Source organism: Natronorubrum halalkaliphilum, from assembly GCF_009834785.1.
GTDB lineage: Archaea > Halobacteriota > Halobacteria > Halobacteriales > Natrialbaceae > Natronorubrum > Natronorubrum halalkaliphilum.
Window position 1 is genome coordinate 173,297 of record NZ_WUYX01000071.1, and the last position, 15,585, is coordinate 188,881.

Below are 15,585 nucleotides of genomic sequence, written 5' to 3' on the forward strand. Positions count from 1 at the left end.
TTAGTACAGGCTCCGAATCTGTTCTTCGAGATCCGATTCGAGTTCGTCGATGAACTCGTTCCACTCATCGGACGTGTTCATCCGGTTCAGGCGCGGGGTCGCATCGACGTCCGTGATCTCTTCGACCGGGACGCCCGCCTCGAGTGCGTCGAATGCCTCGTCGTTGAACGTCTTGATCGCGAGCAGCATTCGGTAGGTCTTTTTCGGTTCGCAGTAGGTGTCGACGTCGTGGAACGCGTTCTGCTGTAGCCACGCCTCGCGCAGATAGCGTGCGACTTCCAGCGTCAGCTGCTGGTCTTCTGGCAGCGCGTCCTTGCCGACGAGCTGGACGATCTCCTGGAGTTCGTCCTCTTCGTCTAGCACGTCGACGGCCCACTGGCGGATCTCCGGCCAGTCGTCCGCGACGTTGTCGCGGAACCACGGGTCGAGCTGCTGGCGGTACAGCGAGTACGACTCGTTCCAGTTAATCGATGGGAAGTGCCGACGCTCCGCGAGGTCGGCGTCCAGCGCCCAGAACGTCTTGACGATACGCAGGGTGTTCTGCGTGACGGGTTCGGAGAAGTCCCCGCCGGGCGGCGAGACGGCGCCGATCGCCGTCACCGATCCCTCGGTGTCGTTGATGTTCTGGAACTTGCCGGCGCGCTCGTAGAACTCCGAGAGCGACGCCGCCAGATACGCGGGATACCCCTCTTCGCCGGGCATCTCCTCGAGTCGGCTCGAAATCTCACGCATGGCTTCGGCCCACCGGGAGGTGGAGTCGGCCATCAGCGCGACGTCATAGCCCATGTCGCGGAAGTACTCCGCGATCGTAATCCCGGTGTAAATACAGGATTCACGGGCTGCGACAGGCATGTTGGACGTATTTGCAATGAGACACGTCCGAGACATGAGCGGCTTGCCGGTCTTCGGGTCTTCCAGTTCCGGGAAGTCCTCGATGACCTCGGTCATCTCGTTGCCGCGCTCACCACAGCCGACGTAGACGACGATGTCCGCGTCGGCCCACTTGGCGAGTTGGTGCTGAGTGACCGTTTTGCCCGATCCGAACGGACCGGGAATCGCCGCGGTCCCGCCCTTGGCGATCGGGAAGAGGCCGTCGAGAATCCGCTGGCCGCTGACCAGTGGAACCGTCGGCGTTTCCTTCGTGTCAGCAGGACGGGCCTGTCGAACGGGCCACTCCTGGTGCATCGTGATCTCCTCGCCGGAGGAGAGCTCCGCGATGACTTCGTCGACCGTGAACGCGCCGCTCTCGATCGATTCTATCTCGCCACCCTCGTAGTCCGGCGGGACCATCACCTTGTGGGTGATGCTCTCCGTTTCGGGGACTTCGCCGACGATATCGCCGGCTTCGACGGTGTCGCCGACGTCAACGGTCGGCGTGAACTCCCACTCCGTCTCGAAGTCGATCCCGGGGGCGTCGACGCCGCGGTCCAAAAACGCCGTCCCCATCTTCTCCTCGAGGACGTCGAGTGGACGCTGGACGCCGTCGTAGATGGCGTCCAGTACACCCGGTCCGAGGTCGACGCTCAGGGGTTCGCCCGTGTTCTCGACGGGTTCGCCCGGGCCGACGCCGGAGGTTTCTTCGTAAACCTGAATTGTGGTCAGGTTCCCTTCGATTTCGATGACCTCGCCCATCAGCCCTTCGTCGCCGACGTAGACGACGTCGTTCATCCGGGCGTCGAGGTCCGCAGCGGTCACGACTGGACCGCTCACGCTTTCGATTACACCGTCTTCGTCGACGGTCTCGATGTCTTCTGCCTGGCTCATAGTTTAGGTACTCTCGCTTTGTTCGTCTTCGTCCATCAGGTCGATACCGATCGCGCGTTTGATCTGGTCGCGCAGTCCACCGCCACCGGTACCACTGCCAATGGTGACGACGACCGGTTCGACGCTCGTCTCGACGGTTTGTCGAACCGACCGCGAGAGGTAGTCGAGGTCGTCGTCGTGCATCACGACGATACCGACGCCCTCGTCCTCGAGGGCAGTCGTGACTGCGTCGTCTAGTTGGGCGTCCTTTTCGTCATCCGGGACGTTTTCGAAGCGCCGCACTCCCGCGAGGCGGAAGCCGGTCGTAAACTCCGGACTGCCGACGACTGCGATTTCCTGGCTCATAGGATCACCAGCTCTTCTTCGATCTCGCTCTCTTCGAGGCCGACCTCGCGGCCGCGCGCGATCGCACGAATGTTTTCGACCTCGCGCTCTTTCGCGAGGATGTACGATAGCACGGCAGACACCGAAGCCGGATAGATGCTCGAGAGCGTGTCGGCGTACTCGAGCAACGCAGCGTCTAGTGCGTGCTCGAACTGGATAAGACTGTCAGCATCGCGAAGTCGTCCCATCGCTCCCGAAAGCCGGTCGCCGTAGCGTTTGTTGTCGGCGATGTGGTCGACCAGCGCGTCGTAATCGCCGACGAGGCGACTCAGCTCCGTCTGGTCGAACAGTAAGCCGCCCTCGATGTAGTAGCTGGCCGGATCGAGGTCGGCACCGCTGCGAGCGAGTCGCAGGGCGTTCCGTGCGTTCCGGAAGTCGATCTCGGCCTGCAGGAACTCGATGTACTTCGCCTCAGGGCCTTCCTGGGGCTCGTTTAGCGGTCCGCTGGAGACGTCTTCGAGCAGGTGCTCGTAGAACTCGCGGTCGAGTGCGTTCTCGAGGGCGACGAGTGCGCCGGTCTCCTCGAACTCCTCGTAGGCCTCCCTGAGGGGATCGTAGTAGATCGTGCGGTTGAGCATCTCGATCGCGTCCTCGATCTCCTCGACCTCGAGCAGTCGGTCGATCGTCGCCTCGTCGAGTTCGCCGGCCATGATCAGGTCGGTCCGGATCTCCTCGGAATCGGTTTCGGTATATATTCCGCGGATGATCGTCTTGACGTTCCAGACGTCGAACTTCCGGAGATACCGGGCGATAAGGTCGTAGAGTCGCCCCTCCGACCAGTCGAGCAGGTCCTGGAAGTGTTTGGCGAGGTTGCGGTTCAGCGCGTACTCGATCAGGTCGACACCCGAGAAGCGCGCGCCGAGTTCGTTGATCTCGCGTTCGTACTCCGACTCTTCCATGAACCGTGCGATCGCGCTCGGCCCCATCCGGATCAGCTTCCGATAGTCTTCGTCCGCGAACAGCGAGGCTCGGCGCGACCGAACGCGAGCGTTCACGTACTCCGGATTCGAGGCACCTACACTCATTGGTCGAAGAGTTGGTTGCTGATTTCCCGGAGGTTGTCTTCCCAGACGTCTTCGAACACTGAGTCGAACGTGTTGTTGACGCGGACTCGAGACTGGTCGCTCTCGACGACGACGCCGCCGAGGCAGTCGTACTCGCCGGCGAACTCGTAGCTCTCGTAGTCGTCAAGGATCGACTCGATCAGCTCTTGATCGCTTTCGCGACCGTAGACGCTGACGTCGTCACCCTCGTCGAACTCCCCGCTCGCTGCGTCGAGCAAGGTCCGGGTCAGTTCCTCGCGGGTGTCCCCCTCGAGGGCGGCGAGTTCGTCTTCGACCTGCTCGCGAACGTCGCCGAGCACGTCACGACGGGCCTCCAGGCGCTTCTGTTTCGCCTCCAGTTTTGCACTGGAGAGTCGCTGTTCGCGCAACTGCTCGACCTCGCGCTCTGCGGCCTGCTCTGCGTCGCTGACGATCTCGTCGGCGTCCTCCTCGGCGGCCGATTCGATCTCTTCGGCGCGCGCTTCGCCCTCAGCACGGATGTCCTCCGCACGCGCGTGGGCCTCTTCTCGAATGTCTTCTACGACTGTGTCCAAACTCATTGGTAAGAGAAGGCGGCGGTGTTTAGACGATGAAGACGACGACCAGTGCCAGGATCACGAGCGTCTCCGGAAGGACGGTCATGATCAGGCCTGGAACGAACATATCGTCGTCCTCGGCCATTGCGCCGACTGCAGCTGCGCCGATACCGCGCTCTGCATATCCGGCTGCGAGTGCCGCGAGACCGACTGCTAGTGCCGCTGCACCCTCGTTCTCGAGGGTTGGGCCGCTCGCTTCTTCTGCTTGCAGTGCAACATCCGCCAGTTCAGGTCCAAGTTCAAGTACCATTGTTAGTTAATCCTCACTGTGGTTTCGATCGTGTCCGAACGGTTCGTAGTTCTTTCCACCGCCTTCATAAAACATCCCAAAGAACTCGACGTACTCGAGCCTGATACCCTGTAATCCGGCACTTGTGATACCAAGTAACAAGACCAGAATGTGTCCGAGTACCAGCACGAGAATGCCGAGTGCGAAGGCGGCGATCGCGACTGCTCCGTCGCCGATGTAGAACAGGCCATCGAACATGACCTGTCCGTCCTCGGGTCCGTAGCCAGTCCACGGTGCCATGAAGGGACGTGCCCCCTCAGGCGTCTGGACGGCTCCGAAGGTCAGCAGGTTGACGACGAACGCCATCCCACCCTTTGCGAGCAAGACGGCGGTCATTCGTGCGTAGGAGACAACGTGTGCGAACGGCATGGCGAACTCGGCCAGTTCGACCGGGTCGCCGACTGCCAGGAGCACGACGCCGAGGATGACTGCCAGGAGCGGCAGCGTAATCTCGACGCCGCCGATCGAGAACAGATCCATCATCGGGAAGCCGCTGAATCCGAACGCGAACGGCTCGCCGTCGAACGCGGTGTAGATGAAGTCGGGCTTGACGTGCGCTGCCTGCTCCGTGAACACCCACACCCAGAGTCCGTTGAGCATCAGGAGCCACGAGCCGCTGTGGGTGATCGCACCCCAGAGACCGTGGCCGTGCTGGATATTCTCGACGAAGTCGAGGATCCAGCCGATGTTCAAGTGAAGCACTCCGAGTGCGACGGCGACGATCAGCCAGGCGTTGACGAACTCTGCCGTCGCTGGCGAGAGTCCCTTGTCTCCCATCGGCGCACCGCCGTCACCGAAGATCATGTAGCCGAGTTCGTGGAGTCCGAAGAACTCCCCGAACAGGATCCCGAAGAAGATCGTGAACGCGCCACACCACATGGCGACGCCCCCGAGACTCGTGATCCCCGGGCTATCGAAGCTCTGGTACATGTAGAATCCGGTCAGCACGTACAAGAGTCCGTACCCGACGTCGCTGATCATGAACCCGAAGAACAGCGGGAACGTCAGGAACAGGAAGATCGTTGGATCGAGTTCGTTGTACTTCGGTCGGTTGACCGCCTGTACCAGCGTTTCGAACGGCTTGGCTGCCGACGGATTCTTCTGAATCGTCGGCGGCTCGTCGCTCATCGTCACGGCCGAGCCACCGTCCGTCATGGCCTTCTGCTGCTGGCCATCTTCTTCCGCAGCCGCATCTTCGTCGTCTTTCGCCGCCTGGGTACCCTGCTGGATATCCTCCGTGTGGGTCTTCCCGTGACGGTCGTAGCTCGCTCGCTCGAGCTCTTCGATCTCGACGCTCTCGCCGACGGCGTCGTTCAGCGACGCGACGAGATCGTCGTACTCGTCGCTCGGAATCCATCCCTCGGCGATGAACGCGCGGTCGGTCGTCGCGAACTGCAGCGGCGCTTCCGCACGTTGGACTTCGATCGTCAACTCCTCCTCGACGCGCAAGAGGAATTCGGCTTCGTTCGCCTTGATCTGTTCGAGGTCCGCGTCGATATCTTCGATCTCGTACTCGAGTTCGCTCTTCCGCTCCTCGAGTTCGGTGACGTACGCACTCGGGGTCTGTTCGGTCTCCGGCACCGGGTGCCGGGTGAACTCGATGCCGACGAGCGCGTCGTCGATCGCGCTCGGGCCGGCGTCCTCGGCGGGTGCGGCCACGATAGCCACGATGTCGCCACCGGTGAACGTCTCGAAAGCCCGAATGTCGTCGGAGTCGGCGACAGCCGCCCCGATCTGCTCGAGCGGTCCCTCGCCGACGACGACGTCGACCGTCTCGTACCCCGACAGGAGATCCAGATCGATCCCCAGTTCTGCGAAGGGAGCGACGCGGCCGATCTTCTCGTCGACCTGTCGAAGCTCCTCGCGAACCTCGCTGCGTTTGTCGTCGAGGTCGTTGACTCGCGTTCGAATCGTTTCGAGCCGGTCTTCCCAGTCGTCCCCGATCGCCCCCGGCTCGGCCTCGTCGGCCGACAGGTCGAGGGTACTTTCGAGGGCGCGGACCGTCACCAGCTTCTCGGAGGCGTCGTCGGCACCCTCGATCGGGTTGCCGTTATCGAACCCCTCCCAGGAGCCGTCGTAGTCCGAGAGATGGACCAGGTTCAGTCCGTGAATCGTCTCGATGACCGTGGGCATGACGCCCTTGGAGCCGGTCACCGAGACCTTGCTCATCCGTTCAGGTCTGAGCATGCACGTCCTCCTGGAACAGTTCGACGACGTATTCGGTAACCTCGTCGACCCGATCTTGGGCGCGGTTGGCTAACGCCTCGCGCTCCTGTTCACCTTCTTCGAGGACGCGCTCGCACTCCTCGTCGATCTCGTCGCGCGCCGCCTCGAGGCGGCGCTCTTTGAGATCCCGCGCTTCTTGTTCCGCGTCCGTGCGAATCTCCTCGGCACGTTCCCGGGCCTCGGCTATTCGCTCGTCGCGGTCGTTCTGTGCCAATGCGACGATCTCGTCGGCTTCCTCCTCCGCCGACTGTATTCGTTCGAGAACCTCTGGCCTCGGCATACTCTAAGCAACAGGATGTTTGCCAGAGCGCGTATATGGTAGTTGCGAAAGAGAGCTATCGATCAGCCGGGCGAGCCACCCCGTCTCGCGTCGGGAGAACGGGGCTCCGATCGACGGAACCGATACCTCGGTCGGCAACAGCGGTGCGTCGAACCGGTTCGAGGGCCGTCCAGTCGCGGTTCAGCGGCGAATTCGTGGATCGACGCTCGGCCACCGACGGGAACAGCAGACATATCCCGGTCGGTGCGAAATCCACCGCTAATGGGAGTTCTCGAGAACAAGGCCCGGGCCCGACTGTTCTACAAGTACCTCTCGAAGGTGTACGACCAGGTCAACCCCTTCATCTGGAACGAGGAGATGCGTTCCGACGCCCTCGAGTTGCTCGACCTCGAGGACGATTCGACCGTCCTCGACGTCGGCTGTGGCACCGGCTTCGCGACCGCGGGATTGCTCGAGCACGTCGACGAGGTCTACGCTCTCGACCAGAGCGAACACCAGCTCGAGCAGGCCTACGCGAAGTTCGGCAAACGGGCACCGCCGGTGCAGTTCCACCGCGGCGACGCCGAACGACTGCCCTTCGCCACCGATACCTTCGACGTCGTCTGGTCGTCGGGCTCGATCGAGTACTGGCCGAACCCGATCCTCGCGCTCCGGGAGTTCCGCCGCGTGCTGAAACCCGGCGGGCAGGTGCTCGTCGTCGGACCGAACTATCCCGACACGTTCCTCGCCCAGAAGCTCGCGGACTCGATCATGCTCTTTTACGACGAGTACGAGGCCGACCGAATGTTCAAGCGGGCCGGTTTCGAGGACGTCAAACACATGTTTCAGGGGCCGTCGTACGATCCCTACGTGGCGATCACGACGATCGGGCGCGCGCCGGAGTAGCGCAAGCAGACGACAGGAACGGATGGTCGACGGTGGGAAGCGAGAGGCGAGGAACGCGACGTCTCCAAACGAAAGGATAGAAGTTCGCCCTCGGCGAATCACCGGTCATGTACGACCGGATCAAGGGCTTTCGTGACTTCTATCCCGGCGAGATGGCCGCGAGGCGGGCGACCATCGACGTCCTGGAGGAGACCGCTCGCGGGTACGGCTTTCGCGAGATCGGGACGCCGGCCCTGGAGCGCGCCGAGATGTGGACCGACAAGAGCGGCGACGATATCGTCGACGAACTGTACGCGTTCGAGGATCAGGGCGGCCGTCACGTCACGCTGACGCCCGAACTCACACCGACCGTGGCGCGGATGGTCGTCGCCAAACAGCAGGAGCTCTCGAAACCCATCAAGTGGTTCTCGACACGACCGTTCTGGCGCTACGAGCAGGTCCAGCAGGGTCGCCAGCGCGAGTTCTACCAGACCAACGTCGACATCTTCGGCTCCGAAGAGCCCGAGGCCGACGCCGAAATTCTCGCGTGGGCGGCCGACGCGCTAACCGGTCTCGGACTCACCGGCGACCACTTCGAGTTCCGCATCTCCCACCGCGACATCCTTGGCGGCGTCCTCGAGAGCTACGACGCCGACGTCGATACCGAGGCCGCGATTCGGGCGGTCGACAAGAGCGACAAGATCTCGCAGGTCGAGTACCACGACCTGCTGATCGACGCCGGACTGACGGCCGATCAGGCCGCCGAATTCGACGACCTCGTCGCGGGCGGGGACCTCGAGGCCGTCGAGGCCTTCGCCGACACCGAACGGGTGACCGAGGCGGTCGAGAACCTGCAAAACGTCCTCGACGCCGCCGAAGACTTCGGCGCCCGCGAGTACTGTACGATCTCGCTCGAGACGGCGCGCGGACTCGACTACTACACCGGCGTCGTCTTCGAGTGTTTCGATTCCACGGGAGAGGTCTCCCGGTCGATCTTCGGCGGCGGTCGCTACGACGATCTGATCGAGAGCTTCGGCGGACAGCCGACGCCCGCAGTCGGCGTCGCGCCGGGACACGCGACCCTGCCGCTGTTGTGCCAGCGAGCGGGCGTCTGGCCCGAGGAAGAAGTGACGACGGACTACTACGTCCTCCAGATCGGCGACACGCGATCGGAAGCGGCCCGCATCTCGCGGGAGCTACGCGAGCGTGGTCATGTCGTCGAAACCGACGTCGCCGGCCGATCCTTCGGCGCACAGCTGAACTACGCCGATTCGGTAAACGCCGAGACGGTCGTTATCGTCGGCGAACAGGATCTCGAAAACGACGAAGTCACGATCAAAGACATGGCGTCGGGCGACCAGACGCAGGTTCCGGTCGACTCGTTCCCCGGCGAGGCGGAGCGACCGACGTTCGACGACGTCGTGTGATCGGGCGCGCTACCCGCGCTACTTTTCGATAAAATCCGCCGCGAAGCGGCAATCCGTCGGGTCGCCGCCGTTGGATTCGGCTTCGGGGTCGCCCCGCTCGACCGGGCTGTGGCCGGTCTCGACGAAGTGGTCGATCATCGCTTGATCGAGTTCCGTCGTCGACTCGTCGTCCGTTCGCCGCACCCAGTCACACATCCCACAGTACGCGGTCGGCATTCCTGAGCACTCGGTCCCAAACCGACTCAACGAATCGGGTCGATATCTCCAGACTTTATACTCCGTGTTTTTTCTACGTTCGCCGGCGAAGGGAGCGATCGACCTGTAGCAGGGACACCATTAACTACGGCGCTGGTGTACGACGCCCGATGGCCGACGCCGATACTCGTCCGAACGTCCTCTTCGTTCTCACCGACCAGGAACGGTACGACTGCAGCGCGCCCGACGGGCCGCCGGTCGAGACCGAGACGATGGATCGACTCTCGAGCGAAGGCATGCGCTTTTCCCAGGCGTGCACCCCGATCAGCATCTGTACGAGCGCGCGCGCGTCGCTCATGACCGGCCGGTACCCCCACGGCCACGGCATGCTCAACAACAGCCACGAGGCCGACGCGATACGCCCGAACCTGCCGCCCGAACTGCCGACGTTTTCCGAACTGCTGGCCGAGAGCGGCTACGACTGCAGTTACACCGGCAAGTGGCACGTCGGCCGCGACCAGACGCCCGAGGAGTTCGGCTTCTCCTATCTCGGCGGCAGCGACACGCACCACGACGACATCGACGACGCGTTCCGCGAGCACCGCGAGGAGCAAGGCGTTCCGCCGGACGAGGTCGAGTTGGAGGGGGAACTCTACACCGGCGACGATCCTCGCGATACCAGTTCGGGAACGTTCGTCGCCGCGAAGACGCCGGTCGACGTCGAGGAGACCCGCGCGTGGTTTCTCGCCGAGCGGACGATCGAAGCGATCGAGGATCATGCGGACGGTGACGGCGGTGGACCCGATGGCGGCGAGCCGTTCTTCCACCGCGCCGACTTCTACGGCCCTCACCACCCCTACGTCGTTCCCGAGCCCTACGCCTCGATGTACGATCCCGCGGGGATCGAGCCGCCAGAAAGCTACGCCGAAACCTACGAGGGAAAGCCACAGGTCCACGAGAACTACCTCCACTATCGCGGTGCCGACGGCTTCGACTGGAACCACTGGGCCGAAGCCGTCGCGAAGTACTGGGGCTTCGTCACGATGATCGACGACCAACTCGAGCGGATCCTCAAGGCGCTCGAGGCCCGCGGTCTCGCCGACGAGACGGTCGTCGTCCACGCCGCCGATCACGGCGACTTCGTCGGCGGCCACCGGCAGTTCAACAAGGGGCCGCTGATGTACGACGACACCTACCGGATCCCGCTGCAGGTGCGCTGGCCCGGCGTGACCGAACCGGGATCGGTCTGTGACGCCCCCGTACACTTGCACGATCTGGCCCCGACCTTCCTCGAGATGGGCGGCGTTTCGGTGCCCGACGCGTTCGACTCGCGGAGTCTCGTGCCGTTGCTCGAGTCCGGCGGCGACCCGAGCGCCGTCCCCGCGGACTGGCCGGGATCCACCTTCGCCCAGTACCACGGCGATGAGTTCGGCCTCTACAGCCAGCGGATGGTTCGCACCGACCGCTACAAGTACGTCTACAACGGGCCGGACGTAGACGAAGTGTACGACCTCAAGAGAGATCCCGCCGAACTCCAGAACCTGATCGATCACCCCGAGTACGCCGATGTGCGCCGGGAGATGCGAGAGCGCCTGATCGAGTGGATGGAGCGGACTGACGACCCGAATCAGGGCTGGGTGCCGGACGTGCTGCGAAACGCCTCTTGAGGACCGTCGTCTGACCGTTCCGAACGCAGCTGAGATGACCGCTCACTCGAGAATCAGCCGCTCCCGCTCGAACCGACCGCCTGCCTCGTCCTCTCGCCAGCGCCACGATCCGACCTCGAGCGGCTCGAGCGAGACGATCAGGTACGACCGATCGGGCCACGTCGCCTGCGCCGCGTCGGTCTCGCTGGGAGCGGACGGCCCCTCCGGGTGGGAGTGATAGAAGCCGACGATGTCCTCGCCGTCGCCCTCGAGTTCCTCGAAGATTGCGAGTTGTTCCTCGGGTGCGATCCGATACCGTGTCCGCGGCGCCTCGGCGACGTTTTCGGCGGGGTATTGCGAGCGAACGCGGCTCCGGCCGTCGGGGGCAGGATCGCACTCGCCGCCGAAGACCCCGCAAATCTCCTCGGGAGCCCCCTCGCGGGCGCGCTCGAGTAGTGCGTTCCGGATCTCGACCGGAACGACGAGTGTGGATGAACTGGTCACGGTTCCGGCCGCGGGTCGGCCGCGGATCGGTCGGAGAGCGCCTCGAACGGGACGACGATTTCCTCGAGCGGGACCGGCGGCGTCTCCTCATCGAACAACTCGGGTTGGACGATCGGTGCCAGCGCCTCGAGCGTGTCCACCAGCCGCGGGCCGGGCCGGTTGAGGTAGTGGTGGCCGTCCATGGCCCAGACGCGGCCTTCCCGAACCGCGGAGAGGTCGTCCCAGCCCTCGCGTGCGGTGAGATCCGACGTATTCTCGGCGGTCTGTGCGAGCCCGAAGCCACAGGGGGCGACGACGATCAGTTCGGGATCGTACTCGCGGATGTCGGTCCATTCGCGGGGCCTCGAACGCTCGCCGGAGTCGGCCAGCCCGTACTCGCCGCCGGCCCACTCGACCAGGTCGGCGGTCCAGTGGCCCGCGATCATGACGGGATCGGTCCAGTCGAAGATGGCGACGCGCGGGCGTTCAGCGGGCTCGAGGTCGGCGGTTCGGTTTTGGATTGCGTCGATTCGAGACTCGAGGTCGGCGCGCACTTCGCGAGCGCGTTCCTCGCGGTCCGTGGCACGGCCGATTCGCTCGAGGTCGTCCAGTACGTCCGCGACGCTGTGGGGGTCGGTGGTGAGGATTTCGGGGTCGGCTTCGATTGTGTCGACGGCGTCCGCGATGACCACCTCGTCGACCGCACAGACGTCGCACATCCCCTGCGTGACGATCAGGTCCGGGTCGAGGTCCTCGAGCAGGTCCGTGTCGACGTCGTAGACGCCTTCGTCGTTTTCCGCGGTCTCGAGCACCTGCTCGTCGATCTCGCCGCTCGAGGCCTCGGCGTCGATCCTCGAGGTGGTGACCGACGGCAACTCTTCGACGCCGGGCGGGTAGTCGCACTCGTGGGAGACGCCGACCGGCTCTATGCCCAGGGCGGCCACGGTTTCGGTCGCCGAGGGGAGCGTCGTGACGATGTTCATGGTCGTCGTAGGCGTTGTGGGGTCAAAAGCGGCTGGCTCGAGGTCGTTCTTTTTGAACGTATTCGACGGGAGTATTCGATGAGACGATGACTCGAGCACTCGCCTCATACTGGCGGCTAGGATTTTCACACCCTCCCCAGCCGATTCGCTCGCTTCGTTCGCTCATCCCTCGCACGATTTCGACTCGCGGTTCGCTATCGGCTCACCGCGACCCAGCGCGCGCCACCGCACGTGGAGGGAGATACTCACCACGAGTGACCAACGGGAGCGAGCGGGCCGACGACCGACCCGGAGAGCGCGGCGCGTTGCGCCGCGGATAGGCGAACGGCCGAAGGCCGTGAGCCGAGGGGAGAGGAGTGCTTTTCATCGAAGCTAAGCGGGATCTTTGATCCCACGAGCTCCGAGAGAACGAAGCTCTCTCGAGATTTTACCGAGTGCGGTCTCGAAGCGACCGCACGCAGGGTGAAAGTTCGTTAGTGGAACTTCACGCCGACGTCGTGGAGGTCCTTGTTGTACTTCGCGATGTTGATCACGAGAGGAGTGACGCTCTCGACCTCGGCCGCGTTGGCGAGCGGGCCGACGTCGAGCGCGCGCAGACCCTCGATTTCGTTCGCGAGGTTTCGAACGCGCTCCTTCGCGTCGTCGTCGTCCGCGACGAGCAGCGTGTCGAGATCGAGTTCGTTGTCGAGGTTCGAGAGCGCGTCGGCCGCGAGGTTGTGGAACGCGCCGACGACCGGCACGTCGTCGGGGGCGCGCTCAGCGACCAGTTCGGTCACGCTCCCGGTCCCCGGCGGGTGGTAGTGGAGCCCGTCCTCGTCGCCCTGCATGCCGACCGCGGGAGTGACCAGAATCGAGTCGGAATCGAGACTGTCGGCGACCGCTTCGACGGTGTCGCCCGCGTAGTACGGCGGGACGCTGAGCACGACGACGTCGGCTCGATCGGCCGCCATCTCGTTCGCGAAGCCCTTGACGTTCGATTCGGCTCCGCGAGACTCGAGTTCCCCTTCGTAGGTCTCGACCGCGTCGCGGGCCTTTTCGGGATCCCGGGAACCGATGAGCACTTCGTGGTCCGTATCGCGCGCAAAACGCAGGGCCAGTCCCTGTCCGATATCGCCGGTTCCGCCGAGTAGTGCGATTCGCATGCGTAACGCTCGGGACGGCACCGGAATAAAAGGGTGGGAGGTCGGCCGATCTCGCCGGGTTTTCGACGGCTGCGCGAACAACCGACCAGTTCGACGCCGCCAGGGTCCGTTACTCGCGAAACGGCGGGAGCAACTCGAGGGCCGCTGCAGCTATCGCGAACCCGAGGCCGATACCGGCGACGCCGGCGGCGCCGCCCGCAGTGGAGGGCGTCGCAAACAGCAGCCGCGCTCCCGCGTACACGAAGAGAACGGCGAATCCGAGGAGGGCGACGGTTCCGAGGACGGCGAGCATCGCATCCGTGACGGCGGTTCGAACGGTCGTATAGAGTTCGTCCTGATCGATGTCGACGGAGGCGCTACCGTCCGTCTCCGTTTCCCGCGTGGTCTCGGGACCGGAATCCGTCATTACGAAATCGATCGGTTCCTGACGCTAATAAACGTACAGTAATCACTGGACGTCAGTGCACACCCGATCGCACGAGGGTGGCGTGGTTCGAGGACGCGAGAACCGCGGAGACGCGAATAGCGCGGGATCACCGATCCCGCACCGTGCGAACGGCGGCACGCCGCCGTGAGCAGACGGGGAGGGACCGAACCGTGGTACGGTTTACTGTAGTCAATTACCGCCGATCGCCGACCCCGTTCTGGCGATCGGCAGTAAATAGTTACAGCAATCCGTATGAGCGGGTGCGAACGGCGTGTAAACAGTTCCAGTTGTTACTATAGCAAAAACCGCTCCGGAGAAAACGGACTACGGCGCTTCGTCATCGTCCGGATTCATCGCCGCACCGAGTCCGCTGTCGTAGGCGTCGCGGTTTTTTACCTCGCGAATCCGCTGGTCGAGTCGCTCCTCGAGTTGCCGTCGTCGCTGCTCGTCGACATCGGGATCGCTCCCCAGATCTTCGATATCCTGTCGAGCCGTCCGCAACACGGCTACCGCCTCCTCGGTCTCGAGGTCGGTCGCGCGATCGAGGCTTCGCTCGACGTCCTCGAGGGTGGTGTTGGTCATGGGACTCACTTTGACGGGGAGCGTCGTCAAGGCTGGGCCGTCAGGTGTCGGTGTCAGTATCGGTATCGGTGTCGATCGAGTTACGGATACGGAGATGAATACGAATACGAATACGAATACGAATACGAATTCGAACGCGAATGCGTACACACTTCCCGCCCTATACCCAATTTCCAGTATGGAGCTTTCGCTCGTCGATCTCGCACCGATTCCGGAGGGTGGGTCCGCAACGGAGGCGTTCGAACACGCGGTCGAGCGCGCCCAGCAGGCCGAGCGGCTCGGCTACTCGAGATTCTGGGTGGCCGAACACCACGACTTTCCGGATTCCCTCGCGAGCACGACGCCCGAAGCCCTGATACCCCACGTCGCGGCGAAGACGTCCGACATTCGCGTCGGCTCCGGAACGGTCCTGCTCAACCACTACAGTCCCTACAAGGTGGCGGAGACGTTCAGCGTCCTCGAGGCGCTCGCCCCGGATCGCATCGACCTCGGACTCGGTCGGGCGACGGGCAACCCGACCAGGGACTACGCCCTCCAAGCCGACCGCAGCGAGCAGCGCCGCGGCGGGAGCGACCACGAGGAGAAGATCGACGAAGTCGCACGGCACATCCACGACGGCTTCGAGCCCGACCACCCGTTCAGCGGGCTCGAGCTCCCGCGGGGCGACACCGTGCCGGAACTCTGGGTGCTCGGCTCGAGTCCCTCGAGCGCGAAGATCGCCGGCGAACTGGGATTACCCTACTGCTTTGCGGCGTTTATCAGGCCGGGACCCGCAGTTCGCGCCTTCGAGGTGTATCGAGAGCACTTCGAACCCTCGCCGTACGGCGCCGGGCCGGACGAGCCGGCGGGGATGCTATCGGTGAACGTCACCTGCGCGGAAACCGACGAGGAGGCCGCACGACTGCGAGCCACGACCGACGCCTCGTCGAAACTGCTACGTAGCGGGCGCGCCGACCAATTGCCGATCCGATCGGTTGACGAAGCGATCGACGTCCTCGGCGGCGTCCCCGAACCGACGCAACTGCCGATCGAGCCCGGGGAGTGGCCTCGAGCGATCTCGGGCAGTCCGGAGACGGTTCGGGAGTTGCTCTCCGAGCTCACCGGCCAACTCCCCGTCGAAGTCGACGAAGTGATCGTCCAGAACCAGCTCGCCGATTCGGACGATACGCTGCGGTCTCAGGCGTTGCTCGCCGAGGGCGTCGGACTCTCATCGCGGTGACGGCGGGAGCGTGTGGCTCGGTCGGACGATGAGCG

General features: G+C 63.9%; 17 protein-coding genes. 4 read left to right on the forward strand and 13 right to left on the reverse strand.

Annotated features, from left to right (window positions below):
* From GS429_RS21445 to ahaH, 7 genes are read right to left on the reverse strand one after another with little or no spacing between them, the layout of a single operon-like run.
* Complete coding sequence (locus GS429_RS21445) at window positions 1-1,764, reverse strand: ATP synthase subunit A (RefSeq protein ID WP_160068031.1); 1,764 nt, start codon at window positions 1,762-1,764, stop codon at window positions 1-3.
* Between the two features lie 3 nt (window positions 1,765-1,767).
* Window positions 1,768-2,109, reverse strand: a complete 342-nt coding sequence (locus GS429_RS21450; protein WP_160068033.1) for a V-type ATP synthase subunit F — start codon at window positions 2,107-2,109, stop codon at window positions 1,768-1,770.
* Window positions 2,106-3,173 carry a V-type ATP synthase subunit C gene (locus GS429_RS21455; protein ID WP_160068035.1) on the reverse strand — a complete coding sequence of 356 codons (1,068 nt, stop codon included), beginning with the start codon at window positions 3,171-3,173 and terminating at the stop codon, window positions 2,106-2,108. Before GS429_RS21455 ends, GS429_RS21450 begins: the two co-directional genes overlap by 4 nt.
* Window positions 3,170-3,751 (reverse strand): V-type ATP synthase subunit E, encoded by a 582-nt coding sequence (locus tag GS429_RS21460; protein ID WP_160068037.1) that lies wholly within the window; start codon window positions 3,749-3,751, stop codon window positions 3,170-3,172. Before GS429_RS21460 ends, GS429_RS21455 begins: the two co-directional genes overlap by 4 nt.
* Before the next feature lie 22 nt (window positions 3,752-3,773).
* Window positions 3,774-4,037, reverse strand: a complete 264-nt coding sequence (locus tag GS429_RS21465; protein ID WP_160068039.1) for a hypothetical protein — start codon at window positions 4,035-4,037, stop codon at window positions 3,774-3,776.
* A 6-nt stretch (window positions 4,038-4,043) separates the two neighbouring features.
* Window positions 4,044-6,263, reverse strand: a complete 2,220-nt coding sequence (locus tag GS429_RS21470) for a V-type ATP synthase subunit I (RefSeq protein WP_160068041.1) — start codon at window positions 6,261-6,263, stop codon at window positions 4,044-4,046.
* Complete coding sequence (gene ahaH / locus GS429_RS21475; RefSeq protein WP_160068043.1) at window positions 6,250-6,582, reverse strand: ATP synthase archaeal subunit H; 333 nt, start codon at window positions 6,580-6,582, stop codon at window positions 6,250-6,252. The genes GS429_RS21470 and ahaH overlap by 14 nt, the downstream gene beginning before the upstream one ends.
* A gap of 261 nt (window positions 6,583-6,843) precedes the next feature.
* Here ahaH and GS429_RS21480 point away from each other — a divergent pair, with 261 nt between their 5' ends.
* Window positions 6,844-7,467 carry a methyltransferase domain-containing protein gene (locus GS429_RS21480; RefSeq protein WP_160068045.1) on the forward strand — a complete coding sequence of 208 codons (624 nt, stop codon included), beginning with the start codon at window positions 6,844-6,846 and terminating at the stop codon, window positions 7,465-7,467.
* Window positions 7,468-7,574: 107 nt separating this feature from the next.
* Window positions 7,575-8,873: a histidine--tRNA ligase gene (hisS, locus tag GS429_RS21485; RefSeq protein WP_160068047.1), complete on the forward strand. Its 1,299-nt coding sequence runs from the start codon at window positions 7,575-7,577 to the stop codon at window positions 8,871-8,873.
* Window positions 8,874-8,891: 18 nt separating this feature from the next.
* Here hisS and GS429_RS21490 read toward each other — a convergent pair whose 3' ends face one another.
* On the reverse strand, window positions 8,892-9,089 hold the full coding sequence (locus tag GS429_RS21490; protein ID WP_160068049.1) for a hypothetical protein: 198 nt from the start codon (window positions 9,087-9,089) through the stop codon (window positions 8,892-8,894).
* A 149-nt stretch (window positions 9,090-9,238) separates the two neighbouring features.
* Between GS429_RS21490 and GS429_RS21495 the strand changes: the two genes are divergently transcribed.
* Window positions 9,239-10,735 carry a sulfatase family protein gene (locus tag GS429_RS21495; protein ID WP_160068051.1) on the forward strand — a complete coding sequence of 499 codons (1,497 nt, stop codon included), beginning with the start codon at window positions 9,239-9,241 and terminating at the stop codon, window positions 10,733-10,735.
* Window positions 10,736-10,777: 42 nt separating this feature from the next.
* Here GS429_RS21495 and GS429_RS21500 read toward each other — a convergent pair whose 3' ends face one another.
* The 5 genes from GS429_RS21500 to GS429_RS21520 all read right to left on the reverse strand — a co-directional run bounded on the left by GS429_RS21500 (window position 10,778) and on the right by GS429_RS21520 (window position 14,331).
* On the reverse strand, window positions 10,778-11,218 hold the full coding sequence (locus GS429_RS21500) for a desampylase (RefSeq protein ID WP_328821529.1): 441 nt from the start codon (window positions 11,216-11,218) through the stop codon (window positions 10,778-10,780).
* Entirely contained in the window at window positions 11,215-12,180 is a 966-nt protein-coding gene (locus tag GS429_RS21505) for an ABC transporter substrate-binding protein (protein ID WP_160068053.1), read from the reverse strand. Before GS429_RS21505 ends, GS429_RS21500 begins: the two co-directional genes overlap by 4 nt.
* Before the next feature lie 473 nt (window positions 12,181-12,653).
* On the reverse strand, window positions 12,654-13,322 hold the full coding sequence (gene npdG, locus GS429_RS21510; RefSeq protein WP_160068055.1) for an NADPH-dependent F420 reductase: 669 nt from the start codon (window positions 13,320-13,322) through the stop codon (window positions 12,654-12,656).
* 109 nt (window positions 13,323-13,431) lie between these two features.
* Window positions 13,432-13,728 carry a hypothetical protein gene (locus GS429_RS21515; RefSeq protein WP_160068057.1) on the reverse strand — a complete coding sequence of 99 codons (297 nt, stop codon included), beginning with the start codon at window positions 13,726-13,728 and terminating at the stop codon, window positions 13,432-13,434.
* Between the two features lie 345 nt (window positions 13,729-14,073).
* Window positions 14,074-14,331 (reverse strand): hypothetical protein, encoded by a 258-nt coding sequence (locus GS429_RS21520; RefSeq protein WP_160068059.1) that lies wholly within the window; start codon window positions 14,329-14,331, stop codon window positions 14,074-14,076.
* A gap of 178 nt (window positions 14,332-14,509) precedes the next feature.
* Here GS429_RS21520 and GS429_RS21525 point away from each other — a divergent pair, with 178 nt between their 5' ends.
* Window positions 14,510-15,550: an LLM class flavin-dependent oxidoreductase gene (locus GS429_RS21525; RefSeq protein ID WP_160068061.1), complete on the forward strand. Its 1,041-nt coding sequence runs from the start codon at window positions 14,510-14,512 to the stop codon at window positions 15,548-15,550.
* Window positions 15,551-15,585: the final 35 nt, after the last annotated feature.

Bases quoted from the DNA above. Each gene is read 5' to 3' on its own strand.
- GS429_RS21450 (WP_160068033.1), bottom strand. From the start codon at position 2,109: ATGAGCCAGGAAATCGCAGTCGTCGGCAGTCCGGAGTTTACGACCGGC.
- GS429_RS21470 (WP_160068041.1), bottom strand. From the start codon at position 6,263: ATGCTCAGACCTGAACGGATGAGCAAGGTCTCGGTGACCGGCTCCAAG.
- GS429_RS21525 (WP_160068061.1), top strand. From the start codon at position 14,510: ATGGAGCTTTCGCTCGTCGATCTCGCACCGATTCCGGAGGGTGGGTCC.
- GS429_RS21465 (WP_160068039.1), bottom strand. From the start codon at position 4,037: ATGGTACTTGAACTTGGACCTGAACTGGCGGATGTTGCACTGCAAGCA.
- GS429_RS21490 (WP_160068049.1), bottom strand. From the start codon at position 9,089: ATGCCGACCGCGTACTGTGGGATGTGTGACTGGGTGCGGCGAACGGAC.
- GS429_RS21505 (WP_160068053.1), bottom strand. From the start codon at position 12,180: ATGAACATCGTCACGACGCTCCCCTCGGCGACCGAAACCGTGGCCGCC.
- GS429_RS21515 (WP_160068057.1), bottom strand. From the start codon at position 13,728: ATGACGGATTCCGGTCCCGAGACCACGCGGGAAACGGAGACGGACGGT.
- GS429_RS21455 (WP_160068035.1), bottom strand. From the start codon at position 3,173: ATGAGTGTAGGTGCCTCGAATCCGGAGTACGTGAACGCTCGCGTTCGG.
- ahaH (WP_160068043.1), bottom strand. From the start codon at position 6,582: ATGCCGAGGCCAGAGGTTCTCGAACGAATACAGTCGGCGGAGGAGGAA.
- GS429_RS21445 (WP_160068031.1), bottom strand. From the start codon at position 1,764: ATGAGCCAGGCAGAAGACATCGAGACCGTCGACGAAGACGGTGTAATC.
- hisS (WP_160068047.1), top strand. From the start codon at position 7,575: ATGTACGACCGGATCAAGGGCTTTCGTGACTTCTATCCCGGCGAGATG.
- GS429_RS21460 (WP_160068037.1), bottom strand. From the start codon at position 3,751: ATGAGTTTGGACACAGTCGTAGAAGACATTCGAGAAGAGGCCCACGCG.
- GS429_RS21495 (WP_160068051.1), top strand. From the start codon at position 9,239: ATGGCCGACGCCGATACTCGTCCGAACGTCCTCTTCGTTCTCACCGAC.
- GS429_RS21520 (WP_160068059.1), bottom strand. From the start codon at position 14,331: ATGACCAACACCACCCTCGAGGACGTCGAGCGAAGCCTCGATCGCGCG.
- npdG (WP_160068055.1), bottom strand. From the start codon at position 13,322: ATGCGAATCGCACTACTCGGCGGAACCGGCGATATCGGACAGGGACTG.
- GS429_RS21480 (WP_160068045.1), top strand. From the start codon at position 6,844: ATGGGAGTTCTCGAGAACAAGGCCCGGGCCCGACTGTTCTACAAGTAC.